The sequence below is a fragment of the Pedobacter sp. BG31 genome (assembly GCF_042464845.1).
GTDB lineage: Bacteria > Bacteroidota > Bacteroidia > Sphingobacteriales > Sphingobacteriaceae > Pedobacter > Pedobacter suwonensis.
Genome location: NZ_JBHNZK010000002.1, coordinates 11,662 through 36,948 on the forward strand (window position 1 = coordinate 11,662; position 25,287 = coordinate 36,948).

The following is a 25,287-nucleotide window of genomic DNA, read 5'->3' on the forward strand; positions in this document are numbered from 1 at the left end:
ATAGTTTAGATGATACTCATGCATCATTAATCGTTAAGAAATCCTATCAAGCTTTTGAACAAATATAGTCTGTCAGATAGTGATATCTGACAGCACAATAAAAATTATTTAACTTTAAAATTAAACATCACAATTCCGGTTTGTACATCTGGAGCGGATTCCAGTTTGTTTAAACTTGCACCCAATACAGCCTGCTCGCATTTTCTCCAGAGGGCTAAATCAGATAAGGTTGTACCTTTAGCTCCGGCGCGTGCCTGTACAACTTTGCCATTTTTGTCTACGCGGATCTGGACGGCAATTTTTCCTGCGCTCTGTCCATCATCTTGTATTCTGGGGATATCGATAAATTTTCTGCTGGCTAAAGATAGCTGTACGTTCCCATTTCCCGAGCCACCTTCACCATAATTTGATGCTAACGGATCGCCATCTTTATCACCCTGGTTGCCTGGCGTTTTTCCGGTGCCGTCTCCTTGTCCCTGACCGGTATTTTTCTTGCCTTTGTAAAGTGCATTCTGGTTAATTACCGGCTTAGCAGGTTTATCTTCTGTAACAGGCGTAGGTGCAGTTGTTGTAGCTTTTGTGGGTTTGGTATTTACGGCAATGGCATCTTCGGTATTCTGTGTCTGTACCTCTTTATCACTGCTTTCGGTAGCGGTATTTGGTGTAACCTTCTCTTCAGGTGTTACCTTTTCAGGCGCTTTACCATTCGCATTTGGATCCGCAGATGGTTCTTCAATGCTGGTATAATCATCGCCCATACCTTCTGCCGAAGTTCCGTAATTTACCACCATGCCGCCCATACCTACTTCTTCAGGTGGTTGGAATGAACCAATCACAATAAAAAAGCTGATCAATAACAAAAATCCCATAATACCACTTGCTATAGCAATGGCCTTTGGATAATTGTTTTCCTCCTGAGGTACGTTGTGTGCTTTGTAGTTCATTATTTTTTAGGTTCAACGGCTACAACAAGTTTCAATTTCAGTTTATTGGCAATATCGTTCACCACAAATCCATCCTGATAAGTTACATTGCGCGATACATATAAAAGTATGGTCATATCTGGTGCCAGCTTTTGATATGATGCCAGGGTAGGCTCTAATTCCTCAATGCTCACCGGTTTCTTTTCAACGAAATATTTTAAATTTTCGTCTATTGTAACGGTAACTGCTTTTTTGGCGGTAGATTGCTGTCCGCTTGATGATTGTGGCAACAATAATTTTACTACTGTAGGATTGACTACTGCAGAGGCCAATAAGAAAAACAGCATCAGGAAGAACATAATATCGTTCAACGCTGAAGTATGTACTTCTACCGATCCTTTTGTTCTTTTGCGTAAATTCATTATTTGCCCGGTTCTTCTAGTAAATCAATAAAATCAATTGCATCGGTCTCCATTTTAAGAATGATTTTTTCAACCATAATATTTAAGATATGATAGAGTACATAAGCAATAATCCCGATAATTAATCCGGTTGCAGAGGTAATCATTTTGGTATATAAACCACCGGAAATTGTTCCGATTTCAATTGCTCCCTTAATCGATACCTGGTGGAAAATGGTAATTACCCCCACAATTGTACCTACGAAACCGAGCATTGGCGCAATACCTGCAACAATACCCAGGATACTGATGTTTTTCTCTAATTTAGAAACTTCTAATTTACCCACATTTTCAATTGCGCCTTCAATATCCTTAATCGGGCGGCCAATGCGTTTTAAACCTTTTTGCAACATGCGCGAAAGAGGGGAGTTGTTATTTCTTAAAAGCGACATGGCGCCATCTAAATTTCCGGATTGGATATAAGACCGGGTTTGCGCCATAAGGTTAGCCTCATCTTTTGTGGCTTTTTTAATGGTTAAATAACGTTCAACAAAAATAATCAAAGCCAAAAAAGCCAAAAAAGCCAACGGAATCATTACCCATCCGCCTTTAAAAAGCAGATCGATAAAATGGAGTTCTTGCTGTGGTTGTGTTAATGTTTGGTTAATTGCATTTGCTGTGTCTTGCAATGCTTGTGTGGTGTCCTGAATTAATAAAGTTATCATTATGGTTGTGTGTTGTGTTTTTGTTGTACGAAATACCCTTTGCCTTTAAGTTTTTTCTCTAAAATATCTTTTTGCTCTTTAGCTTCTTTTTCTGTGCTGAAGCTTGCTATACTCACCTTTTTTAAACGGCCCGGAACAGATGCTATTTCAGCCTTTAAACCAATTTTTTCCATTTGTTTGATAAAAACAAGCGCCTTTTTTTCTGATTGGAAAGATGCTGCGATAACATAGAACGTAGAAGGACCAGTGTTTGGTACAACTTTGTTTCCTTTAGGCGTTTCGATAGCTGGCTTAGCCACAGGTTTAACCACTTCTTTTTTAACGGTATCTGTTTTTTGCTGAACCTGATTAGCCTTTAATATACTATCGGTTTTGGCTATTGAATCCTGTTTCGCTTTCAAAGTATCCACTGAAACCTTAGGCGAATCAATAATTACTTGTGCAGGTTTCTCAGTACCGGTTGTTTCTCCTGTAAATAACTCGGGCTTAATCAAAAAGGTTATTGCCGCAACCACAAGCAAAGCCACAATTGCAATTGTAATCATTAACCAGGCAGACATACCTTGCCTAGCTTCATTGCTGTGTTCGAGCGGGTCATGGCCAAAACGGTTTGGATGCTCAGCATGCTGTTCTTTTATAAAGGCTGGTGCCTCAATTACGGGCTCTTCTTTTTTAATTTCCTCTTCTAAATTAATATATGTTTTTGGCTCATCCGTTTCTGGCCTCAATGAAAAACGGCCCGAATAATCTTGTGGGGGTAGAATCGGTTCAGGGCCTGCTGCTTCTGCATTTTTTTCTGCTTCTGGGGTATGCCCAAAACGGTCAGGATTTTCCTCATGCTGTTCTGCTATCGATGCAGGAACACCAACCTGGTTAACGTCTTCAACCGGGCGGGGTACGCCGGTATCTTTTACCTGTTGGGTTTTATTCGTTTGACTATCTTCAACGGCACGGTGCTCAGCAGCAATATTTTCTAGCTCTGATTCTGGTGCATGGCCGAAACGGTTGGGATGTTCCTCGTGTTGCGCTATAACTGATTCAGGGACCTCTACTTCCCTGATAAACTTTATCGTTTCTTCGGTTTCAGCAGGTTCTTGCGTTTCACTGGTCTGCCGATCAGCAGCAATACTTTCTACTTCCGGTTCTGGTGTATGGCCAAAACGGTTTGGATGTTCTTCATGCTGTTCTTTAATAAATTCAGGTGCTTCAGTAATTGCTGATGTATCGGTTCTTGTATGTTTTAAAGTGTTTTTAAGATCGTCTTTTACTTCATCCAGTTCTACATTTTCGATTACAGGAGCCTGGTATGACTTATTCTCAAAAGGAGATGGTGCAACTGGCGCCTCCGCAATTTCGTCATAAACCTCTTCCTCTTCGTTCTTTGGTAAATCTGTTTTTACCTCTTCAACGATCGTTTCTTCCAGCGGTGGAAGTCCGTAAAATTCCGAACCATAATTCATGTCTTTAACTGGTTCAAAAGCTAAACCTTGTTCAGTAAAAAATAAGCGTCCGGTATTTTTAAGTTCGGCCTCGTGGTCTACTTCAAGTTTTTCATTTACTACTTCAACAAACTTTGCAATGCGATTAAGGGCATCTTCATTTGTAATATTGAGTTTAGTTGAAATAAAGTTAGCCAAAGCTTCCTGTTCGGTTACTTCTTCGGAAAACCGGAGCGTATAGCCTGGAGGCAAAAACGTTTGCTTTTCCTTATCGTATCTTCCAGGGTATTTTTTCTTATAAAAGGTGCCCAAGCCGGTAATACCAACTTCTTTGCGTTGCTGCAAGAGTGCCAACAGGTATGATAAGATATCCATTCGGGTAAAATTAAGCGTTTTAAATTAAAAATTATATTTTACCTTCAAATAGTGTCTGTGGATGCTATTATACATCCTATTTTAAAAGGGGACAAAAACCGGTACAGATTGTTGTTTCAACTATGAAGAAACTACAGTCCTTTAAACGTATAGCTGTATCCGTGCAAAGATAACGGTTGCAAAGATAGAAATGGTATGCGAGTAAGCAAATGACAAGATCAATATAATCGGGTTAATGCCTAATGTTGTGATGTAATGATAATAAAAAAAGCAGGAGAACCGAGGCTATCCTGCTCAAATGTTGTTTGTAGCGGTAAAAATTATCAGGTTAAACATCACAGCGCATACAAATATTAATCATGTAAATCGCATCCTTGCTCAAAAGTATCTCACATGTTTTTTTTCTTTTCGATGATTAATTGCTTTAATAGCCAGGTATATACCCAGGAATAGAAGTAATGCTGAAACAAGCAATCCGGTTGCTACGGGAAGAAACAGGCTGGCGGCAGCAAAAAAATCGCTCCAGTTTATAAGCGGATAATAAAAGTAAGTGAGCATTAAAAAAGCTGCTAAAGTTAAAAAGGAGCAGATGTAAAGGGTTATTACGGTTGTTTTGGTTCTCATATTTTGGTAATGGTTGGAAGATCTAAATAAGGGTTTTGTGGAATTTGAACGAGATGGTATCCATTTTTCTTGAGGAGCGCTATTGTACACTCATCCGGCAACTGTTTAAAAATAACGGTGGCTAATACCTGCGAGGGCATGGTTTTTATCCTGACAAGAACATCAAGGATAAACTTCTTTAATCTGATAAAGAAAAACTTTTTACTATAGCGCTCGGTTGATACCAGATCTGCTCCTTTAAACCAGTAATTTGGATTAATCTTTTTAAAGCCGATTAGAGGCAGGCCTAAACCAGCTGCTAACTTTTCAAATTCTCTTTCTGAAACCTTATAAACAAAATTTCCGACCGGCTCAAATGAAAAGCGGTTATTCCATAATTTATTTAAAAAATGCGCATTCCGGTTCAGAAGATTGCTTAACATCAATAGCAGTGGCATCTTGATTACCGGATCTTGTGGCTCTATAACGATTACGCCATGTTTGGCTACCCTGATCATTTCGTACATGGAAGCATAGGGCCTTGGAAAGTGGTGATAGGATTCTTTACAAAGTACAAAATCAAAACTATTGTCTTCTTGTGTAAGTTTTTCTGCATTCTCCGCAGCACAGGCATCAATAATCCCTCTTTTTAGTGCAATATTTAGAAAATCTGTATTGAGATCGGTTGCCAATACACTATTGTCTGAGCTAAGGATGTATTGCGCATCAAATCCATAAGCATCACCTATGGTAAGCCAACGTTGTTTCTTTTTTGCTAAAAGCGGATCAATACAGTTAAAGAATAGTTTTTGAAGCCAATAAGCTATATTATTTTTGCCGGTGGCCATGGCTCGTTCATAAAAAACGGTTTTAGCACTTTCAGATGGGAAATGTGTGTTATACCATTCATCATGTCTATTGTAGCTTTCGGTATGGCGCATATAACAGGTTTTATAAACTTATACGAAGGCATTGTTATAAACGCTTGGTCGAAAATAAAATAGCGTAGCAAAAAATAAATTAATTTTAACCCAGCGTTTTTCATATTCACCTCGTAATCCTCTTACAACACGATGAAGAAAAACCGCTTACCGAACCAAATGGATGAACCTTTTTTCTAAGCAAGATACTAAACTGATCAAAGGCTGTAAAGCTAATGAGCGGCAAGCACAGGAGGGGCTCTATAAACTTTACTATGCCGATATGCTGCGTATATGTTTCCGTTATTTAAAATCTGATGATTTGGCACAAGATGCACTAAACACCGGCTTTTTGAAGATTTTTCAGCACATCCAAACCTTCGATGCAAAAAAAGGAGAATTTGGAGCCTGGATCAGAACGGTAATGGTGAGATCATGCATCGATATTGGCAGAAGAGAAGCCAAGTTTAATGAAACCGTTAGTCCGGATGAAATAGAAGAAATCTTTATTCAACCCTCAGTATTAGATAAACTTTTTGTTGAAGATCTCCTCAAATTGATACGCTTATTGCCAGCCGCTACGCAGCTGGTTTTTAACCTTTCGGTTATAGATGGCTATTCGCATAAGGAGATAGGGGAACATTTGAATATTACCGAGAGCACCTCAAGGTGGCATCTCTCTGAAGCGAAGAAACAGTTGAGGGAAATGTTAGCGTCCTCAGCCATTGATAAACCAACTGAAAAAACGAAAAAGAAATGAAAAATTCAGCATGGTATCATAAACTCTGGCGCGATAAATTTGATGGTTTGCCTGTCAAGGATGATGCTGATGCCTCATGGACAGGTATGCAGAAACTGCTCAATGAAAAAATGCCGATCGGTACGGGTGGTAGCCACGGACCACATTTATCAACAGGCACCAAACTATTAAAAGTAGTTAAAATAATAGGATATACCTTCTCTGTAGCTGCTGCAGCCTCCACTGTGGGCTACTTCGCACTTAAAAAATCGGACAATAAGCAGAATGAAATAGAAAAGAAGGTTAAATCGGTCTTTTCGGATTCGATGCTTGTGGATAGCAATAAGGTATTAAATTATAATGAAATAGCTGACAGTACGATAATCAGAGATAGCCTCAATGGTGCAGAGGACTCATTAAATGCAGGTGTGGAGCAAAATAAATTTGTTGGCGATGATGCTTCGGAGCTGCAAAAACCGGCCGGGCAAATGGAAAACAGCGCTTCAATAACCATGAAAGCAAATGAAGTTACTCCTTTAAACAACAAATATTTCGTTGCAAAAGAGTCTAATCGGGTCGAATCAATTGAAGATTTAAATAAGATAAGCCTGAAATCCAGTTCAAAAGTGGAAGTCATCAGCAATACTGATCAAAAGGAGGACAGCTTATTTGGGAAAAGCGGCAAATTATTATCGTGGCCAAAGCGATATCAACAAGGAGTTACATCCTATATTGATCTTCCCCTAAAAATTCAGCATATAGCAATACCGGTAGTTAAAGCTCATGATTTTCAACATTCATCAGGGAATCAAGATGACAGAACACGGCATTACGGTAAAAAAGTTGAACGTATTGCTAATGGTAAAAATCAAAAGGAAACAAATATCAGCTTGCCTAAAATCAGAACGAATAAAACCAAACAAAACGGTTCTATTGATCCAAAGTATAGTTATGGTTTAACGTCCGGGATGAATGTGCAAAAAGGAAATAATAGTTTTTATATAGGTGTATTTGGTTCCTATGCATTCAATAAAAACTGGCAACTTACAGTTGGTTTAAATGCCAACAGTAACCAAAAAATTGCAGGGGAATTTACACGTCCGAGTTATTACCGACCAGACTCGGTACCACCGCTTATCATTGCTACAACTCGAAAATTGATTACAATGGATATTCCATTAGTTGCTGCGTATAAGTTATCAAAGCATATCGATTTGAAAGCTGGTCCGATAGTTAGTTTTGTAGGCAAGCAATCTATAGGAATCACCAAATTAAATCCAATAGTCAATCCGCGCGATACGTTATACCATAGCAAGCAAATCGACTCTATCTTAGTTAATACCAATACCGTAAACAATAGGGTAAACATCGGAATTACAGGGGGCATCAGCATCCATATTAAACGATTTGATGTTAATGGCAGCTACCAATGGTTAACCCCATACAAGCTAAGTAATAGTTTGGGTTCTTTTAAACAGCGTAATCATTTTTTTAGGATTGGAGTAGGGTACACGTTTCGGTAAACACGTTAAAAATAGGCTTGGTGTGTGGTTTTACAAGGGGAGAAGTAGCTGCCAGTCAGATTTTTATACATTGAAATATTGAGCTGCAGTAAAAAAATCAAATAATTCAAAATATCTGCCTTAACTTGCTTGTCTCTAGCTTCGTCCTAATAGTTCCTTTTGTTTTACATAACGAATAATCGTCTACTAAAAATAAACAAATACACTTGATATATTATATTTTGATGAATTTTTAGTGAGGCATGTTAAGGATTATAAGTAATTTTTATATTTGGTTTTAACTTATACTAACTAGATGGTACGCTCAAATGAAAAAAATATACAGTAAAACCCAATCCTCAATTTCCAGAATGCATCCGGATAAACTCATTAAAGAAGGATGAAGTTTACGCACGAACAGATTTTAAAGTTTGCTCCCGATGATGCATCTGTAAAAGCAGGGAAAGCATTAGCTACGCCATCGAAATGGGTAGTTACGGCTGCTCACGAAAAAGCACTTTGGGGTGATTGTCAGGGGAGTGGTAAAACACCGTATAAAACCATTATCGATTTAGTTAATCTTGCTTTTAAGTGTTCTTGTCCCAGCAGGAAATTTCCTTGTAAACACGGCTTGGGGCTACTTTTTCTATATGTTTCTCATTCATCTGTTTTTTCCTGTGAAGAGAATATGGCGCCACATGTAGAAGAGTGGATCAATAAACGTTCTGCGAAACAGGAAGAAAAAAAACCTAAAGAAGATGCAGTAGTAGATGAGAAAGCCCAGCAAAAGAGAATAGAGGCGAGGACTAAAAAAGTTGATTCAGGTATCGAGGAACTTAGGTTGTGGATTAAAGATTTAGTGCGTAGCGGTATCATGCATATTCCACAGAATGCCTATGATTTTAACAAGAATATAGTTGCAAGGATGGTAGATGCACAGGCTGGTGGTTTAGCTAATAACCTTAAAAGATTGAATAATATTAATTTTTACAAAGAGGGTTGGCAAAAAGTACTGGTCAAATCGCTAAGCAAAACTTACCTGCTTACAGAGGCCTATAAAAATCAGCAACTGCTTCCGGAAGATCTTAAACAGGAAGTAAGGTCGCTGGTTGGGTGGAATATATCAAAAGAGGAAATACTGGCGAACACAGGTATAACTGACGATTGGTGTGTACTATCGATTGACACTACCGAAGATAATAATCTGAAAACGGAGAAAATCTGGCTTTACGGTGAAAAAACCAAGTGTTATGCACTTATTATTAATTTCTATACTACGATTCAGGCTAATGCCAATAATTTAATACCGGGAGATGTTGTTCATGCAGCGCTTGCATTTTATCCTTCGCCCACACCTTTAAGAGCCTTATTTAAAGGTGAAGTTAAAAAAGAAAATGTTCTGTTCTTTCCAGAAACGCAAAGTAATATTGCGGATCTTTTCAGGCACGTTTCGGATTTATTAGCCATCAATCCGTTTGCAGAAGAAATTCCTTTTTTACTATCCTCTGTAAAGCTCGTTTTTGAAAACGAAACATGGTTTTTAGTTGATTCGGATCAGAAACTCATTTTATTGAGTAATTCTGAAGATGAATGTTGGCTAATCCTTTCCATCACCAAGGGTAATTCTTTCTTATGCTTTGGTATTTATCACAATGAGCAGTTCAACTTAGCTTCAGTTTTTATAAATTATAAACATTACCCGATAAAATGAGCGATCAGAAAATTATAAAAACAGCCCTTTTAGGCACTGATAAAGTGACGTTTGATCCAATTCCCGATTTAGTCGGAATAGGTAACCGAATTATAGCCGGGCAGGTAGATAAGGAAGATGCTTTTTTGAAAAATGCTGCGGTAAATTTCCTGTATCACGAATCAGGTAGGATTCCTGATGTTTATAGCGGTGCTCAGCAAGGTTGTCCGGATGAAGAAAAAACCGAAGTAGATGCATTTACTGGTTTTCAGATCAAATCAGCACTCCAGTTAAAAGACGATGTGTTATTTTATTACTTGGTTTACCGAACCAATCAGGCCAATAAAATATTTAGTGCAGATCTGGTTACCATTGCTTTAAATAAAGCTTTATTACAGAAAAGGAAAGCTGAAGCAGTCTTAAAAGCCTGTGGTGAGACGGGAAAGTGGCTGGCAGGCATCAATAAAAACTGGGCGGAACTTTTTGATTCCGTTTCGTCAGGGCAGGATTGGGAAACAGGTAACCTGGAATGGCGCCTAAACTATTTTGCGGGTTTAAGAGCAGAGGCGCCATCAGACGCTTTGGCGTTATTAGCTGATCTGCAACAGGAAAACGCAAATGTAAGAGCCGAATTTATCGCTTTATTGGAAATCAATCTTTCCATCAACGATGAAACTTTTTTAATGTCAGTTTTAAACGATAAGAGCAAAAAAGTAAGAGATATTGCTGTTTACCTGCTTAAATTAGTGCCAGGTACCGCAGTAAATCAGCTATTTTTAAACTATCTTATCAATAGCCTTTCCGTTAAAGAAGAACGGGTAATGCTTATTGCAAAGAAAAAGGTTTTGACTATTGATCCTGGGGTTACACCGGGTGATGAATTGTTTAAATATGGTTTGGAGAAAATCAGTTCACAAAAAGGTATTGATGACGCTGTTTTTTGGGTGGCCCAGATTTTTGAGTTTATCGATATCGGGACGCTGGCTTCAAAATTTAACCTTTCGGTAGAAGATTGGCTGAAACTGGTATTAGGCGATCAAAATGCTGAGGTTTTTAAACCTTTTCTGAAAAATACAGCAATTCATTTTAAAGATGGGTTATTAAGTAAAAAACTGCTTGAATCAGGCATTGAGAATGGAATCGAACTGCTAAAGTATGTTAATCCTAAAGAGCGGACGACTTTTATTAAAGAACTACTCGAAACTGATTTCAACAGGGTATTGGATTTGCTTTTGGAAAGTTATGATATTATAGAAAAGGTTATTGCAGAACGGATTTTTAAAAAACTATCTGATAATCCTTATGCAATCCACACCAACGTTTACCAAAAGCTGGCTTTATCAATGCCTGATAGCCTGTTACCACTCATGAAAAAATTCGAAACACCGGCTTCAGACCATTATCAGGCAAAATATTTCAGTAACCAGGTAGTAGCGATGGTTCGCTATATCGAGTTGAGGCAAACACTAAAATTTTAAAATCTAATTAGCGTGGAGAATAACGTATTAAGACAAGCTGCCGAACAACAGTTTAAGCAGGAAATTGAAGAATTAAAAAAGCAAGATAAACATGTAAAACCCGTAAACTGGCAGTTATCGCCACATGCCGTGATCGATTATTTAATGGGCAAAAAACTGGGGAATGGTTTTGAGGTAACCCCAAAATATATTGGTAACAGAAGGCTGATGGAAATCGCTGTAGCGACGTTAACTACCGATAGGGCTTTATTGTTATATGGTTTACCAGGTACGGCCAAATCATGGGTTTCAGAACACATTACTGCTGCGATTACCGGCGATTCTAATCTGGTGATACAAGGTACGGCAGGTACCAGTGAGGAAGCGGTACGTTATGGCTGGAATTATGCCATGTTATTATCAGCAGGTCCGGTTAAAGAAGCCATTGTAGAAACACCTGTAATGCGTGCAATGAAAGAAGGCAAGATTGTACGTATTGAGGAGCTTACCAGAATTGCAGCCGATGTTCAGGATTCACTGATTACCATTCTGTCCGAAAAAATGTTACCCATACCCGAACTAAATACGCGGGTGCAGGCGGTGCAGGGTTTTAACGTAATTGCAACCGCAAATAACCGGGATAAAGGAGTAAATGAACTCTCAAGCGCACTAAAAAGACGTTTTAATACGGTTATTTTACCTGTACCTACTTCAATTGAGGAAGAAGTTAATATTGTTGAACAAAGGGTGGCCAGTTTTAGCACGTCAATTAACCTGCCTGTTCAAAAATCGATAACCGAAGAGATCAGGAGGATCGTAACCATTTTTAGGGAACTCCGTAACGGTGTTTCGCTTGATGGTAAAACCAAACTGAAATCGCCGTCAGGCACGCTAAGTACGGCAGAAGCCATTTCCGTAATGAATAATGGATTGGCATTGGCCTATCATTTCGGCGACGGATCTTTAAAAGCTGATGATATTGCCAGCGGCATTATCGGTTCGGTAATCAAAGATCCTGTACAAGATAAAATTGTGATGCAGGAATACATGGAAACCGTTCTGAAACAAAAAGACGGATGGAAAGACATTTATAGGGCTTGTAGAGATATCGTTTAATATGTCTGTTCATCTTTTAGGAATCAGGCACCATGGCCCCGGATCTGCCCGCCATGTTCTGGAAGCACTGCAAAACCTCAGGCCCGATGTGATATTGGTTGAAGGTCCACCAGAGGGAGAGGCTATTTTAAAGTGGGTGGGCGATCAGGAAATGAAACCGCCGGTTGCCTTATTGGCTTATGTGCCTGATAATCCGAAACAATCCGTGTTTTATCCTTTTGCAGAATTTTCGCCAGAGTGGCAGGCCATTGTTTATGGTTTGAAAAATAAAATTCCGGTAAGGTTTATCGATATGCCCCTTACCCATAAACTGGTAGAAGTGCCTGCAGAGGAATCGCCCGAAAATGCTACACCTGATATAGGTATGGCAGATGAAGTAGCGGACTTTATTCCTGTTACTAAAAATCCGTTATCCCATCTGGCTGAGATTGCTGGTTTCGATGATCAGGAAGAGTGGTGGGAACATCATTTCGAGATTGCAAAGCAACCCGAGGATGTTTTTGCATCAATAGGAGAGGCTATAGGCGCATTAAGGGAGGGGCTAACAGAGAATAACAAGGTTGAAAAAATCCGTGAGGCATTTATGCGTAGAGGCATCAGGCAGGCAGAACGTGAAATGTATAGTTCAATTACGGTAATATGTGGAGCCTGGCATGTACCTGCCTTGCAGAATATGCCCAAACAAAAGGATGATGATGCACTGTTAAAAAATTTGCCTAAAACTAAAATCGAAACTACATGGATTCCCTGGACGAATGACCGCCTTGCTTTCGAAAGTGGGTATGGTGCTGGTTTGGATTCGCCTGGCTGGTACAAGCATATCTGGAACAACCAAAATGATGATGGCACAAGGTGGTTAACTTATAGTGCCAATGTTTTCAGGAGTAACAAAATCGACATCTCTTCCGCACACATTATTGAGGCTGTAAGGCTGGCTAATACCCTGGCAGCATTAAGAAATCTAAGCAAAGCTGGCTTAAAAGAACTCAATGAAGCCACCCAAACAGTAATGTGTATGGGCGATGATATTCAGATGCAACTAATCAGATCGGAACTGATTATCGGTAACGATATGGGATCTGTACCAGCGGGAATTCCACAGGTACCCCTGCAGAAAGATTTTGAACAACAGGTTAAAAGCCTGCGCCTAAAAGTAATCAACGAAGAAAAAATACTTAATTTAGATTTAAGGGAAACAAATGGTCTGCAAAAAAGTATCCTGTTCCATCGCTTGCTGATATTGGATATTAAATGGGCAAAGCAAAGATATATTTCGGGTAAAGGTACTTTTAAGGAAGAGTGGCTATTGCTCTGGTATCCCGAGCTGTCCATAGCACTACTCGAAAAAGCGCCTTGGGGCAATACGGTTGAATCGGCCTGTAACCATTACCTGAAACATATTTCATCTAACTGTGGACACCTTGCCCAGATCACTGAACTGGTAAGCAAAGTACTACCTGCTGATCTTCACGAAGGTGTACAAATATTGTTGACGAGGATGGATGAACTGGCTGCGATGACATCAGATATCGCCATGCTAATGGATGCATTTATCCCATTAACGGAAGTAAGCCGCTATGGCAACGTTCGTAAAACTGATCAGGAAACCATAGGTGCTATTCTACAATCGATCTTTTTTCGTTTAAATGCAGGTTTGCCATCGAGCTGTTTCGGAATTGATGAAGAGCAGTCTGTTCTTGTTGCAGATAAGATCAAAGCTGTAAACAAAGCGATTTTGTTTTTGGACGATGAGATGATGAAAAACGCTTGGCTCGAAACCCTTGCCACAGTATTAAAACAAAAAAATGTGGTACCGCTGGTTCATGGGACCTGCTGTAAACTATTGTACGATTCAAAAGTAATTGGTAAAGAGGAAACTGCCCTGGAATTTAGCAGGGCACTTTCTGGGGGTAATGATCCATCATATTCTGCCTTGTGGATAGAAGGCTTTTTAAAAGATGCAGCAACGGTTTTAGTCTTTGACCACGAAATTTGGGAAATTCTGAATAACTGGTTATCGGAAGTAAGTGCTGAAGTATTTTTAGAGGTTGTTCCACTGTTGAGAAGAACCTTTGCCACTTATACCCCATCCGAAAAAAATAGTATTGCACAAAAGGTTAAGCAGGCACCGACGTTAGGCAGAAGCTTTACTCAGAAGGATGAAGTTGATGTAGCGCGGGCGGAAATGGTTTTGCCTGTACTCGAAAAAATACTTGGTTTTTAAACTTAAGCTATGCAAGAAGAACTAGAAAAAAGATGGAGATTGATATTGGGCGGGCAAACCCGGCAGGAGCTGGATGTACTGCTCACAAAGCAGGAAACCGGCATCGACAATACTTTGGAGGCTTTATATAACTCAGATCGGAAAGGTGGCTTAGGACCTTCATCGCCAAATGTTTCGAGATGGCTGGGTGATATCCGTGAATACTTTCCACAAACTGTAGTAAAAGTAATGCAGCAAGATGCTATTAAACGGATTAATCTTACTTCTATGCTCAACGAGCCAGAGATACTCGGAACACTTATGCCTGACGTTCATTTGGTGGCAAACTTAATGACTTTAGGCCGGGCTATTCCTCAAAAAACAAAGGCAACGGCACGTTTAGTGGTTCAAAAAGTAGTTGATGAGCTGATGCAGAAATTAATGACGCCAACCCAACAGGCCATCATTGGGAGTCTTAACCGTTCAGCGAGGAACAGAAGGCCCAAACATAACGAGATCAACTGGGCCGAAACCATTAAACGGAACCTTAAACATTACCAACCTGAATATAAAACCATTATTCCTGAAATCCGAATCGGTTATGGACGGAAACGGAAATCGATGAAAGACATTGTGCTCTGTTTGGATCAAAGTGGATCGATGGGAACCTCTGTAGTTTATTCAGGGATTTTTGGCGCCGTAATGGCTTCAATTCCGGCAATTAATACCAAAATGGTGGTTTTTGATACCGAAGTTGCTGATTTAACCGAGGAGCTACATGATCCGGTTGATCTGCTTTTTGGTGTTCAGCTCGGAGGAGGTACCGATATCAATAAGGCATTAACCTATTGTGCTCAGATAATAACAAAGCCGTTGGATACGGTATTGATACTGATTACCGATTTATACGAAGGCGGGAATTTGGAAGCAATGAAAAATATGGCTGCACAGCTGGTTAACAATGGGGTACAACTGATTACACTTTTGGCGCTTAATGATGATGGCTCAACAGCTTTTGATCACCACAATGCCGAATTTCTATCGTCGCTGGGCGTACCTGTTTTTGCCTGTACGCCTGATCTGTTTCCCGAATTAATGGCAGCGGCGTTGAATAAACAAGACATTAATCAATGGGCTGGCGATCATGATATTAAAGTACATGCCAAATAAAACCCTAAAAAAAAATGCCTTCCCGATTTGGAAAGGCATTTTTTGTACGCTTAAATAGCTGCTTAAAAAGAATAAGTCAATCCGCCGAAAATATTAAATCCGTTTGCCTGGTAATATAAATACCTGCTGTAGTTGTTGTTTAAAATATTGTTTGCTTTAGCAAAAACAGAGAATTTTTTATTGATCCTGTAATCTGCACCAAGGCCTAAATCTACATATCCTTTAACGGTCTCAATAAGTTCTATGCCCGGGTTCGGAATTACATATTGTGAAGCAGGAACCGGCGCACCTGTATATACTTTAGCTTTTACATCATCCTGAATGACTACACCAGCATTAAAGCTTAGTTTTTTGTTGAAAGTATACATAAAGTTCGAACTCACTTTTAAGCCCGGCTTAAACCAGGAGTAGGTTTCAGAAGCCGGCTTCCAATCGTCCAGGTTTAATTTTCCGGTCCATTTTAAAGCATCGCTTACCTGAACTGAAATTTCGCCTTCCAGACCAGTTAATTTTGTTTTTCCGAAATCGTAAATGACATCGAACTTATTAAAGTCGGTGAAGTTGTTTACAAACAAAGGCATATCATCAAACTGTTTTACATAGATACGGGCTTTGTAACCAAAGCCAGGTCCGCCTGTACCTTTAACACCCGCGCTGAAACTTAATTTTTCTACAGTATTTTTAACCAGGATATTACTGTTTAGCCATGGGTTTTCATCGGTAAAGTTTTTTAATGAGTTTCTGTTTACATCTCCTTTAACTTCGCCAAAAACCTGTAAATAATCAGGAATCAGCGTAAAGTCGGCCGTAACCGCGGGGAATACCTTCGTGCTGCTATAGGCACCAAATTCCTGAACGAAGTTAACGCCTGCGGTAATTTTAGCCCCCTTAACCTGTAAGCGGATATAAGGGTTTAAACGCAGCAAATTGTTGCCAACACTCGTTAAAGCATCTTTCGTGTTTCCAAATTCAGTTGACGCAGCTAAGCCAAGGTTTAAAGAATTAATACGCTTGTTAACATAACCGTTTAAACTCAGGTAATTTTCTTTAGCGCTAAATTTATCGTTCCAGATATAGCCATTGGCTTTTAAGGCGTAGCTAAAAGCATCTTCGTCCTCGGTGAAGTTTTTCACCAATTCGCCTTCTAATTCGATGGTCGTTAATGCCTGTTTATCCGGATTGGGATTTAGCGTAGGCCTGCTGTTGTCGATCCCATAAAAATAAGTGCCGTTACGCTCAAAATTAATGCGCCCACTTACTGTATTCTCATCCAAAATACTGCGACCAAAAACGCTTAACTGTTGGTTGCTACTGTTCTGTTTATTTAACTTTCCTTCCTGACTGAAGTGTTTAAAATAGCCACCAACCTGTAACCCTTCATCTTTGCCAGTGTTGAAATATGCTTCTCCTAAAAGAGTAGCCAAAGAACCAAATCCACCTTTAACATAATTGTTCACTAAAATGCTTTCTTTTTCTTCGGCAAGTGCCTGGGCCTGCAATTTTTGGATATCACTGTTTAGCGCCAGCTTTTTATCCATAATGCTGTAGTTTAATTTAGCCTTATATGTTTTAACGTCATCCAAATTTGGGCTTCGTCTCAACTTTACCGCTTCGGCCAAAATGGGTTTGTATGGGCGCACTACCTCAATCTCTTCATTTACTACGCCTTTTTCCTCTGCTTTTTTATCCTGGGCCTGTGCGGTCATTAAGCCGGCAGCTACAAAAAACAGCGAACTATATATATATTTAATCGATTTCATAATTGCTACTTCTTCTTGTTTAGTTTTTCTAGTTTTTCTTTGGCTGTCGGAATGATATCGTCCTTGCCTTCGTAATTATCAATAATACTGAGAAGTGTACTTTTTGCCTGTAAATTGTCTTTAAGGGCTACATAATTATCGGATAAAAGGATAAAAGCTTTCGCTACCCAATAATCGTAAGCGGCCATATTGTTAATCAGGTCAAAACAGGTTTTAGATGAAGTTTTGAAATCACCTTTGTTGTATTCCAATAAAGCTAAATTGTACTTGGCTTCAGCAGCAGCAACAGTTTTGGTTTTGGCCACTACATTCTTAAACTCTTTTATGGCAGTTGTAGTGTCGCCTTTTAGTAAGTAAGCTTTACCGGAGTATAAGCCGGAACTGTTTTTTTCTTCTTCCGATGCTTTTTCTGATTCTTTAGTCAGCTGCGCATACTTAAGCATGTCATCAGGCATGTTTAAGGCAGTATAAGCCTTTAACAAGTTATTGATGGCAAAACTATAATGCGATTTATAATCGGTAGTTGTTTCCAGTCTTTTAAGGTAAACAATGGCTTCATTGTATTTTTTCTGGTTTAAAAACAGTTGCGAGATACTAACCAATGAACGCTCCGTATAATCGCTCGTCCAGTCGTTTAAGATAAATTCGTAATCAGAAATGGCTTCATCCGGGCGACCTAATTTAACCAATGATTCAGCTCTGATAAATTTGGCTTCCTTTTCATGTATCGCTTTAGGGAATTTATCAAAATAAGCATTTATCGCTTGGAAAGCGCCATTCGCATCTCCCTTTAGGTAGGTATTGTTAGCTGCAGCAAATACAATGTTATCCTGCTCTGCGCCAGAGTAATTTCCAAGTGGAGTAGTGGCGGCATACGCAATAAAGCCATCCGCATCGCCACGGTCTACATAAATATTTTTAATTGATTCCATTGCCTGTTTAGCTTCATCGGCAGTTGGATAATCACGGATTACTTTTTTAAACGATTCTAAAGCAGCATCATCCTGATCCTGATTATATTGAACCAGGCCAATGGTAACCAGTGCTTTAGCTACGTAGCTGCTTCGTGGATATTTGGCAACCAAAGCTACAAGGTCAGATTTGGATTTATCAAAATCACCTTTATTGAAATAGGTATAGGCTGTTTCGAAACCGGCATCATCCGCGTAGTTTGAGTTTGGAAAAGCCTTCAATAAGTTTTGCATGGTTGCAATTTTCGCATCATACTGATTTTCCAATCCCTGGATCATTCCTTTCTGGAAAGTAGCATAATCCTCGGAAGTGGTATGTCTGTTGATGATCTTATTGTAATTCGCCATCGCGTCACCATAATTCTTATTAACGAAATACGAATCGGCTAACCGGATAGTGGCATCATCAATGGTTTTTTGATCTTTATCGTTTCCTGCAAGGAATTTTTCGAAATAATTGGCCGCCTTGCTGTATTTTTCATCTTCAAAAGCTGCATAAGCTAAAGCATAGTTGGCAAAATTGTATACACCTGTCTTATCGGCATCCGGCATTTTCAGGAATTTCTCGAAAGTGCTAACTGCTTCTCCATACTTACGCAGTTCGTACATCGATTCTGCTTTCCAATACGTGTTTAAAGCATAAATTTCATTGTCTTCCGGAAATTTGTCGGAACGTAAAAACATGGATAAGGCATTTGGGAAAGCCCTTTCGTTGTAAAACTCCAATCCTCTGAAGTAAGTAACCTTTTGATAGGCTTCTTTAGCCTCCAGGTTTTTATCAGGAATAGGTTCTAAAATGTCTACAGCGGCCTGATAATTTTTAGTGGTTAATAAAACCTCGCCCAATAAAGTTTTCGCTTCGTTTATTTTACGCGATTTTGGAAACGTTTTTAAGAAACCCTGTGTAGCTTCCAGGGCCTGCTGGTGAAATTCTAACTCATAGCTTAATTTAGCGTAGTTTAACCAGGCTTCTTCCTGTATACTTTTATCGAAACTCAAGCGTGAAGCCCTGAAAAAGGCACTTTGTGCTTTCTGTTTATTTCCCAGCTGGATAAAAGCCTTACCTAACGTATGCATACCGTTTTGCAGGTAAATATCATCGTTATTCAGTTTTTCTAAAACGGTAACCGCTTCTTTGTACTTTTTATTCTGGAACAAACTGTATCCATATTGATAAATAAAAAGGTTGTTTTTGGTTTCGCTTTTATCTTTTGCATAATATTCTGCAAAATATTTTTCCGCATTTCTGAATTCAGATTTTGCAAAATAAGATGCCGCAACCAGGCTCAGCATCTCTGGTTCAAATTGTTGTTTTGTTTTTTGAATGGCTTCCAGCGCATAGCTGATCACATCATCGTAACGCTCATCCAGGTAGTACATCGATGTGATATAATATGGATAACTTGCCTCATAAGTAGGTGAGCCCTTCAGCTTTTCGAAGTTGGCCAATGCCGTTTTATACTCTTTATTTAAGTAATTGATGTACGCGAAGTAGTAGGTGGCACTTTCCTGAAAATCACCTTCCTCTTTTTTTACTTTTTCGAATAAAGGCTCTGCCTTATCATAGTCTTTAAGTTCAAAATAGGCATAACCCTGCTTAAATTGGTATTCATTTCTTTGTTTGCCCGAAAGAGTAGAAGGATCGGTTTTTTCAAACCACTCTAACGCTTTTTTGTAGTTTTTTTGATTGAAATAAGTTTTTCCAACGTAGAAATAAGCCAGTTTGGTATTCGGATTTAACGGATAATCGCGGATGAATGCCTGAAACAGACTCTCAGCATCGGCATTGGTCAGTTCCAATGCACAAACAGCTGCATAAAACTTTGCGTTTTCCTTAAGTAACGACAGTTCGGCATTGCTTTCTGTCTGGGTAGAAGGTTTATAACGTTGCAGCTCAACGAGTTTAAATTGTTGCGCAGCTGCCGTATATTTTTCTTTGTCTAATAATTCTAAGCCCGTTTGATAGTTTTTGTTGAGGTTTTGCACCGCACTAACTTGCGCATAAGTGCTAAAACTTCCTGCTAAAATTAGCGGAATTAGTAAGTATTTTTTCTGCATCGGTTTCAAATATGGTTGGTACTAAATTAGAAATAGTATCAGAGCTTATCAACAGAAGTAATTAACATCTGTTAATAACACAAATTAACGACGGGATTCTTGGTTTGGTATTAAAGGGCGATCGAATGTGGAAAAGTTAGGTTCAATCGTCATTAGTTCATTCGTGATTGATATCGCCGCATCCGGCAGCGGTTCAGTGGCCGATTGGCATTGGTTTATTATTCCCTCCATCAAATCTGTGTGGAAATCGCGTAGAAGGTTAATTGGTTAGTTGTTTAAATCGGTTAATTGCAGGAAAAAATAGACTCCCGACTCAGGACTCCAAACTAACAACTCCAAACTAATTATCCCTGACTGGCTAGCAGATACAAAACGGCCATTCGGACGGCCACCCCATTCTCTACCTGTTCCAAAATGATCGATTGTTTACTGTCGGCCACATCGCTGGTGATTTCCACACCTCTGTTTATCGGACCAGGGTGCATTACGATGATTTCTTTATCAAGGTTATCTAAGATCTGTTTATTTAAGCCATACATCATGGCATACTCTCTTAAAGATGGAAAATATTTTATATCCTGGCGCTCCAGCTGGATACGCAACATGTTGGCCACATCACACCAGTTCAGTGCTTTAATCAGATTATGTTCAACTTTTACGCCAAGTTGATGGATATGTTTGGGGATTAAGGTTGTAGGGCCACAAACCATCACCTCTGCACCTAAGCGCTGCAGGCAAAGAATGTTGGATATCGCAACACGAGAGTGCAGAATATCCCCTACGATAACCACTTTTTTGCCCGCAACATCGCCCAATTTCTGACGGATAGAGAAGGCGTCGAGTAAGGCCTGGGTCGGGTGTTCATGCGCGCCATCTCCTGCATTTACAATCTGGGCCTTTACATGTTTACTTAAAAACTGACCTGCCCCGGCATAAGGATGACGCATCACTACCATATCAACTTTCATGGATAAGATATTATTTACCGTATCGATGAGGGTTTCTCCTTTACTTACCGATGATGAGGAGGCTGCAAAATTAATCACATCGGCCGAAAGTCTTTTTTCAGCAAGTTCGAAAGAAAGTTTGGTGCGGGTAGAGTTTTCGAAAAAGATATTGGCAATCGTAATATCACGAAGTGAAGGAACCTTTTTGATCGGGCGGTTAATCACTTCCTTGAAATTATCTGCAGTTTCGAAAATCAATTCGATATCATTCCGGTTAATATCTTTAATGCCTAAAAGATGTCGGGTTGATAATTTTTCTGCTGCCATTTTTTATTTATTGTTTTTCTCTGTTTTATTATTTGGTTTTAATTGTCAGATAGCGCTTCCATGCCAAATATTCCTATTGTAAGGTATTTAGGCTCATTTTGGCAGGGGCGGTTCTGATATTAAAATCACTTTATCTTCACTTCCTTCGCTGGCCCAGGTTACTTTTACCTGTTGTGAGTTTAAGCTATCTACCTGATGGCCAATGTAATCAGGTTCTATAGGTAAGTGTCTGCTAAACCTCCGGTCTATTAAAACCAAGAGCTCCACTTTCTCGGGGCGGCCATAAGCAAGCAGGGCGTCGAGCGCTGCCCTAATGGTTCTGCCTGTCCAAAGTACATCATCAATCAGGATTACTTTTTTGCCTTCAATAATGAAATCCATCGAGTTGCTGCTCGCGGTAACCAATCCGTCTTTTCGTCGGAAATCATCTCTAAAGAAAGTAATGTCAAGGTTTCCCTTTAAAATTTTCTTGTTTTTTAAGATCTGTTGAAGATCCTGATGAATGCGGTCAGCCAAAAAGATACCTCTTGGCTGGATGCCAATTAAAACGGTATTTGCGAAATCGTCGTGGTTTTCAATTAATTGATGGCAGAGCCTCTTAATTGTAATCTGAATTTTTTGTCCGTCAAGAAGTGTTTTCTTTTGCATTGAAGAAGGATTGGGCAAATATATAAAAATGTTTTAAGCTAAGAAAGTTGAACATTGATTGTTTTAACGATTCTGCGGCTAAAATGTTCGTTATCAAAAAGTAAAAGGAAAAAATAAATTTATGTGGATAGAAATGGTAAATTACAAAAAGGATGAAGTTAGTGCGACAGGAGTAATTCGATTTAAGTTTTAAACTTTCTGCTTTTCGCTTAAATTTTGATCGGAGTTATGGCTGTTTTTGCATTTAAAACATTATTTTTATAGTCTATGATCCGGCAACCTGTAATCTTTTTTGATGGCGTTTGTAACTTGTGCAATTCATCTGTACAGTTTGTTATTGCGCATGATCAAAAGAACCAATTTAAATTTTCGGCGTTACAGGGTGATTATGCCAAAGAAATGCTGCCAAAATTTAATGCAGATCCAGAAACGTTGAATAGCATTCTATTGCTGGAGGATGAAAAGCTCTATACCAAATCATCAGCGGCACTGCGCGTGGCCCGCAAAATGAATGGATTAATTCCGTTGCTCTATACATTTATCATCGTTCCCAAATTCATTCGTGATTGGGTTTACGACAGGATAGCTAAAAACCGTTACAAGTGGTGGGGAAAGCAGGAGAGTTGTTGGGTGCCAACGCCCGAATTGAAAGGTAAGTTTATTGCTTAATTTGATTGATTGTTTTTCTTTCCGCGCGGCGACCACAGCCACACCGATAACACAATTAGTGGGATACAGATGCTTAACGAAATGATAATAAGGATCGGGCGCTGTTTAACCATATCTGCTTCCTGAGAAAGGAAAACATATATTGCTTCTTTAATGGCAAATAGGGTAATGATGGTACAAAGGACAGCAAATAGTTTACGCATAATTTTGTTTTGAATGCAAAGATTGCATAAATTTTTAAAAACAGGAAAGATGCTGGCCTAAATCAGCATGAATGAACAGTCAACAAAAAAAGTCAGCCGGATTACTCCAGGCTGACCTGTGTTTACCAAATATACAAAACTTACTCGGCTGTTTTAACCGGAGTTAAATTTTCTAATTCTTCTTCAGAGAATAACCTGTAATGTATTTTGAAGGTTTTCTGCATTGGAGTTTCTAAAGAAAAACCACCTACGCCGAAACCATCGAGCACATCTAACGTAAAGTGCGAAAATTTCCAGTATTCAAAAAGATCCCTGTCTACCCAAAATTCGCAGCCTTCTACTTCACCCAAACAAACATCGCGCATCCGCAGGTAATAACCACCTTTTTCAAAACATTGCGGCTGTGTGCCTTCGCAACATCCGCCGGCCTGGTAAAACATGAGTTCACCATGCTTTTCTTTAAGTGCGGCAATCAATTCTTTGGCTTTTTCTGTACTGTCTATTCGGGCTACCATGATGTTAATTTTAATAATGGATTTTTAGAAGCAAAGATTTTTTAAGGTTGGCGGTTCATGGTCAGGTAGCTAATAGCCGTGGTGCTTATCGCATGTCTTTTAATTTGCAAGCCATTGTAATAAACGGATAGGCTATGAACTAACAAACCATCAACTATGATCTTTTACATAATTCAATGAACCACCAACTATGATCCAATTAAAAGAAACCCAGTTTGTTTTTATCGTAAGAAATCAACATGTTTTTAGTCTGGCGATAATGACCCAACATCATTTTATGATTTTCCCTGCCTACACCTGATTGCTTGTAGCCGCCAAAAGGAGCGCCTGCAGGATAAGCATGATATTGGTTCACCCAAACACGTCCGGCCTGAATGGCACGGGGAACCTGGTAAAGTTCATGGGCATCGCGTGTCCATACCCCTGCGCCTAAACCATATAAAGTATCGTTTGCAATCTCAATGGCTTCTTCAACGGTTTTAAAGGTCGTTACCGCCAACACCGGACCAAAGATCTCTTCCTGGAAAATCCGCATTTTATTATGACCCTTAAAAATCGTTGGTTTTATATAATAACCGCCACCCAGTTCGCCGGGTAGTTCATTTACCCCTCCACCAGTTAATACTTCTGCACCTTCTTCTTTACCTAATTTGATGTACTGCGCAATTTTTTCATATTGGATTTTCGAAGCCTGCGCCCCCATCATCACCGTTCTATCCAGCGGATTACCAATTTTTATTGCTTCGGTTCTTTCGATTACTCTTGCAATAAATTTTTCGTAAATATCTTCCTGAATTAATAAACGCGAGGGACAGGTGCAAATTTCGCCCTGATTTAAGGCAAACATCACCGCACCTTCCACTGCCTTATCTAGAAAAGCATCATCTTCTGCCATTATCGAGCTAAAAAAGATATTTGGCGATTTTCCACCAAGTTCAAGGGTAACGGGGATGATATTTTCAGTAGCATATTGCATCACTAATCTTCCGGTAGGGGTAGAACCTGTAAATGCTGCTTTTGAAATTTTAGGATTAGTTACCAATGCCCGGCCAAGTTCTGATCCGAAGCCGTTTACCACGTTAACCACACCCGGAGGTAGTAGATCACCGATTAACTCCATTAAAACCATAATCGAAACAGGTGTGCTTTCTGCAGGTTTTAATACCACACAGTTACCTGCCGCCAGCGCAGGGGCCAGTTTCCAGATACCCATTAACAAAGGGAAGTTCCAGGGAATAATTTGTGCCACTACACCAATCGGCTCATGTACGATTAAGGAAACTGTATTTTGATCAAGTTCTGACAACGAACCCTCTTCTGCACGGATCACACCGGCAAAATACCTGAAATGGTCTATGCCAAGTGGTAAATCAGCAGCTAAAGTTTCCCTAACCGCTTTTCCATTGTCGATGGTTTCGACAGTGGCCAGGTATTCGAGGTTATCCTCCATCCTTTGGGCAATCTTATTTAAGATAATGCTTCTTTCGGTAGAAGAGGTTTTGCTCCAGGTTTTAAAAGCCTCATGTGCAGCATCAACGGCTAATTCTAAATCTTCTTTTGTAGAATGGGCCGCCTTGGTAAAAACCTGACCGTCAATCGGCGATATATTATCAAAATACGCACCTTTAACCGGTGCTACAAATTTTCCCCCTATATAGTTATCGTAGTGGGATTTGAATGAAGGTTTCTCAATTAAATTTTCCATAATTATTATTGATAATTAAATTTTAAAAACCATTCTGAGCGGGTTTGATATAGGGTTTTTAATGGTATGGCTCATCATGATTTTACGGTAATAAGATTTGGCTGATACAAACCTAATGGCAAATTGAGTGGTACAGATAGGATAATCGAATCAATTGATAGCATTATTGTTTCAGGTTTTGTAACCATTTTATAACCCGACCTGCTTTACGGGTTAGCCAG

Annotated in this window: 20 protein-coding genes; 8 read left to right on the forward strand and 12 right to left on the reverse strand. The window is 39.4% G+C overall.

Going from position 1 to position 25,287, the window contains the following annotated elements; genetic code table 11:
* Nucleotides 1-104 precede the first annotated feature (104 nt).
* The 5 genes from ACFE6N_RS03315 to ACFE6N_RS03335 all read right to left on the reverse strand — a co-directional run bounded on the left by ACFE6N_RS03315 (nucleotide 105) and on the right by ACFE6N_RS03335 (nucleotide 5,407).
* Nucleotides 105-944: an energy transducer TonB gene (locus tag ACFE6N_RS03315; RefSeq protein ID WP_378933846.1), complete on the reverse strand. Its 840-nt coding sequence runs from the start codon at nucleotides 942-944 to the stop codon at nucleotides 105-107.
* Nucleotides 944-1,345: a biopolymer transporter ExbD gene (locus ACFE6N_RS03320; RefSeq protein WP_025144642.1), complete on the reverse strand. Its 402-nt coding sequence runs from the start codon at nucleotides 1,343-1,345 to the stop codon at nucleotides 944-946. The genes ACFE6N_RS03315 and ACFE6N_RS03320 overlap by 1 nt, the downstream gene beginning before the upstream one ends.
* Nucleotides 1,345-2,049 (reverse strand): MotA/TolQ/ExbB proton channel family protein, encoded by a 705-nt coding sequence (locus tag ACFE6N_RS03325; protein ID WP_090985321.1) that lies wholly within the window; start codon nucleotides 2,047-2,049, stop codon nucleotides 1,345-1,347. Before ACFE6N_RS03325 ends, ACFE6N_RS03320 begins: the two co-directional genes overlap by 1 nt.
* Complete coding sequence (locus tag ACFE6N_RS03330) at nucleotides 2,049-3,863, reverse strand: SPOR domain-containing protein (RefSeq protein ID WP_378933849.1); 1,815 nt, start codon at nucleotides 3,861-3,863, stop codon at nucleotides 2,049-2,051. Before ACFE6N_RS03330 ends, ACFE6N_RS03325 begins: the two co-directional genes overlap by 1 nt.
* Nucleotides 3,864-4,483: 620 nt before the next feature.
* Nucleotides 4,484-5,407 (reverse strand): class I SAM-dependent methyltransferase, encoded by a 924-nt coding sequence (locus tag ACFE6N_RS03335; RefSeq protein WP_378933851.1) that lies wholly within the window; start codon nucleotides 5,405-5,407, stop codon nucleotides 4,484-4,486.
* Nucleotides 5,408-5,570: 163 nt separating this feature from the next.
* Between ACFE6N_RS03335 and ACFE6N_RS03340 the strand changes: the two genes are divergently transcribed.
* The 7 genes from ACFE6N_RS03340 (at nucleotide 5,571) to ACFE6N_RS03370 (ending at nucleotide 15,263) form a co-directional block, all read left to right on the forward strand.
* Nucleotides 5,571-6,146: an RNA polymerase sigma factor gene (locus ACFE6N_RS03340; protein ID WP_378933853.1), complete on the forward strand. Its 576-nt coding sequence runs from the start codon at nucleotides 5,571-5,573 to the stop codon at nucleotides 6,144-6,146.
* Nucleotides 6,143-7,648 carry a hypothetical protein gene (locus ACFE6N_RS03345; protein ID WP_378933855.1) on the forward strand — a complete coding sequence of 502 codons (1,506 nt, stop codon included), beginning with the start codon at nucleotides 6,143-6,145 and terminating at the stop codon, nucleotides 7,646-7,648. Before ACFE6N_RS03340 ends, ACFE6N_RS03345 begins: the two co-directional genes overlap by 4 nt.
* 379 nt (nucleotides 7,649-8,027) lie before the next feature.
* A complete protein-coding gene (locus ACFE6N_RS03350; RefSeq protein ID WP_378933857.1) occupies nucleotides 8,028-9,338 on the forward strand; it encodes an SWIM zinc finger domain-containing protein in 1,311 nt (436 codons plus the stop codon).
* Complete coding sequence (locus tag ACFE6N_RS03355) at nucleotides 9,335-10,795, forward strand: DUF5691 domain-containing protein (protein ID WP_378933859.1); 1,461 nt, start codon at nucleotides 9,335-9,337, stop codon at nucleotides 10,793-10,795. Before ACFE6N_RS03350 ends, ACFE6N_RS03355 begins: the two co-directional genes overlap by 4 nt.
* A gap of 12 nt (nucleotides 10,796-10,807) precedes the next feature.
* Entirely contained in the window at nucleotides 10,808-11,890 is a 1,083-nt protein-coding gene (locus ACFE6N_RS03360) for an AAA family ATPase (RefSeq protein WP_378933861.1), read from the forward strand.
* A gap of 1 nt (nucleotide 11,891) precedes the next feature.
* Nucleotides 11,892-14,114 (forward strand): DUF5682 family protein, encoded by a 2,223-nt coding sequence (locus ACFE6N_RS03365; protein WP_378933863.1) that lies wholly within the window; start codon nucleotides 11,892-11,894, stop codon nucleotides 14,112-14,114.
* 9 nt (nucleotides 14,115-14,123) lie between these two features.
* A complete protein-coding gene (locus ACFE6N_RS03370; protein ID WP_378933865.1) occupies nucleotides 14,124-15,263 on the forward strand; it encodes a VWA domain-containing protein in 1,140 nt (379 codons plus the stop codon).
* Between the two features lie 62 nt (nucleotides 15,264-15,325).
* Here ACFE6N_RS03370 and ACFE6N_RS03375 read toward each other — a convergent pair whose 3' ends face one another.
* From ACFE6N_RS03375 to pyrR, 4 genes are all read right to left on the reverse strand, one after another.
* Nucleotides 15,326-17,023 (reverse strand): hypothetical protein, encoded by a 1,698-nt coding sequence (locus ACFE6N_RS03375; protein ID WP_378933867.1) that lies wholly within the window; start codon nucleotides 17,021-17,023, stop codon nucleotides 15,326-15,328.
* Nucleotides 17,024-17,028: 5 nt separating this feature from the next.
* Nucleotides 17,029-20,052: a tetratricopeptide repeat protein gene (locus tag ACFE6N_RS03380; RefSeq protein WP_378933869.1), complete on the reverse strand. Its 3,024-nt coding sequence runs from the start codon at nucleotides 20,050-20,052 to the stop codon at nucleotides 17,029-17,031.
* 344 nt (nucleotides 20,053-20,396) lie between these two features.
* Nucleotides 20,397-21,326 (reverse strand): aspartate carbamoyltransferase catalytic subunit, encoded by a 930-nt coding sequence (locus tag ACFE6N_RS03385; protein ID WP_293741388.1) that lies wholly within the window; start codon nucleotides 21,324-21,326, stop codon nucleotides 20,397-20,399.
* 93 nt (nucleotides 21,327-21,419) lie between these two features.
* Nucleotides 21,420-21,974: a bifunctional pyr operon transcriptional regulator/uracil phosphoribosyltransferase PyrR gene (gene pyrR, locus ACFE6N_RS03390; protein ID WP_090985290.1), complete on the reverse strand. Its 555-nt coding sequence runs from the start codon at nucleotides 21,972-21,974 to the stop codon at nucleotides 21,420-21,422.
* A gap of 267 nt (nucleotides 21,975-22,241) precedes the next feature.
* On the opposite strand from pyrR, the gene ACFE6N_RS03395 reads away from it, so the two are divergent.
* On the forward strand, nucleotides 22,242-22,643 hold the full coding sequence (locus ACFE6N_RS03395; protein ID WP_378933872.1) for a thiol-disulfide oxidoreductase DCC family protein: 402 nt from the start codon (nucleotides 22,242-22,244) through the stop codon (nucleotides 22,641-22,643).
* Here the strand turns inward: ACFE6N_RS03395 and ACFE6N_RS03400 are convergent.
* From ACFE6N_RS03400 to ACFE6N_RS03410, 3 genes are all read right to left on the reverse strand, one after another.
* Nucleotides 22,640-22,846: a hypothetical protein gene (locus ACFE6N_RS03400; protein WP_378933874.1), complete on the reverse strand. Its 207-nt coding sequence runs from the start codon at nucleotides 22,844-22,846 to the stop codon at nucleotides 22,640-22,642. The two genes, ACFE6N_RS03395 and ACFE6N_RS03400, sit on opposite strands and share 4 nt — an antisense overlap.
* 140 nt (nucleotides 22,847-22,986) lie before the next feature.
* Nucleotides 22,987-23,361, reverse strand: coding sequence for a DUF779 domain-containing protein (locus ACFE6N_RS03405; RefSeq protein WP_378933876.1), 375 nt, complete (start codon nucleotides 23,359-23,361; stop codon nucleotides 22,987-22,989).
* A gap of 199 nt (nucleotides 23,362-23,560) precedes the next feature.
* Nucleotides 23,561-25,066, reverse strand: a complete 1,506-nt coding sequence (locus ACFE6N_RS03410) for an aldehyde dehydrogenase family protein (RefSeq protein WP_378933878.1) — start codon at nucleotides 25,064-25,066, stop codon at nucleotides 23,561-23,563.
* Nucleotides 25,067-25,287 lie beyond the last annotated feature (221 nt).

What these genes read in the sequence shown, in the direction of transcription:
- ACFE6N_RS03315 (WP_378933846.1), bottom strand. Translation starts at nt 944, where the DNA reads ATGAACTACAAAGCACACAACGTACCTCAGGAGGAAAACAATTATCCA.
- ACFE6N_RS03320 (WP_025144642.1), bottom strand. Translation starts at nt 1,345, where the DNA reads ATGAATTTACGCAAAAGAACAAAAGGATCGGTAGAAGTACATACTTCA.
- ACFE6N_RS03325 (WP_090985321.1), bottom strand. Translation starts at nt 2,049, where the DNA reads ATGATAACTTTATTAATTCAGGACACCACACAAGCATTGCAAGACACA.
- ACFE6N_RS03330 (WP_378933849.1), bottom strand. Translation starts at nt 3,863, where the DNA reads ATGGATATCTTATCATACCTGTTGGCACTCTTGCAGCAACGCAAAGAA.
- ACFE6N_RS03335 (WP_378933851.1), bottom strand. Translation starts at nt 5,407, where the DNA reads ATGCGCCATACCGAAAGCTACAATAGACATGATGAATGGTATAACACA.
- ACFE6N_RS03340 (WP_378933853.1), top strand. Translation starts at nt 5,571, where the DNA reads ATGAACCTTTTTTCTAAGCAAGATACTAAACTGATCAAAGGCTGTAAA.
- ACFE6N_RS03345 (WP_378933855.1), top strand. Translation starts at nt 6,143, where the DNA reads ATGAAAAATTCAGCATGGTATCATAAACTCTGGCGCGATAAATTTGAT.
- ACFE6N_RS03350 (WP_378933857.1), top strand. Translation starts at nt 8,028, where the DNA reads ATGAAGTTTACGCACGAACAGATTTTAAAGTTTGCTCCCGATGATGCA.
- ACFE6N_RS03355 (WP_378933859.1), top strand. Translation starts at nt 9,335, where the DNA reads ATGAGCGATCAGAAAATTATAAAAACAGCCCTTTTAGGCACTGATAAA.
- ACFE6N_RS03365 (WP_378933863.1), top strand. Translation starts at nt 11,892, where the DNA reads ATGTCTGTTCATCTTTTAGGAATCAGGCACCATGGCCCCGGATCTGCC.
- ACFE6N_RS03370 (WP_378933865.1), top strand. Translation starts at nt 14,124, where the DNA reads ATGCAAGAAGAACTAGAAAAAAGATGGAGATTGATATTGGGCGGGCAA.
- ACFE6N_RS03375 (WP_378933867.1), bottom strand. Translation starts at nt 17,023, where the DNA reads ATGAAATCGATTAAATATATATATAGTTCGCTGTTTTTTGTAGCTGCC.
- ACFE6N_RS03380 (WP_378933869.1), bottom strand. Translation starts at nt 20,052, where the DNA reads ATGCAGAAAAAATACTTACTAATTCCGCTAATTTTAGCAGGAAGTTTT.
- ACFE6N_RS03385 (WP_293741388.1), bottom strand. Translation starts at nt 21,326, where the DNA reads ATGGCAGCAGAAAAATTATCAACCCGACATCTTTTAGGCATTAAAGAT.
- pyrR (WP_090985290.1), bottom strand. Translation starts at nt 21,974, where the DNA reads ATGCAAAAGAAAACACTTCTTGACGGACAAAAAATTCAGATTACAATT.
- ACFE6N_RS03395 (WP_378933872.1), top strand. Translation starts at nt 22,242, where the DNA reads ATGATCCGGCAACCTGTAATCTTTTTTGATGGCGTTTGTAACTTGTGC.
- ACFE6N_RS03400 (WP_378933874.1), bottom strand. Translation starts at nt 22,846, where the DNA reads ATGCGTAAACTATTTGCTGTCCTTTGTACCATCATTACCCTATTTGCC.
- ACFE6N_RS03405 (WP_378933876.1), bottom strand. Translation starts at nt 23,361, where the DNA reads ATGGTAGCCCGAATAGACAGTACAGAAAAAGCCAAAGAATTGATTGCC.
- ACFE6N_RS03410 (WP_378933878.1), bottom strand. Translation starts at nt 25,066, where the DNA reads ATGGAAAATTTAATTGAGAAACCTTCATTCAAATCCCACTACGATAAC.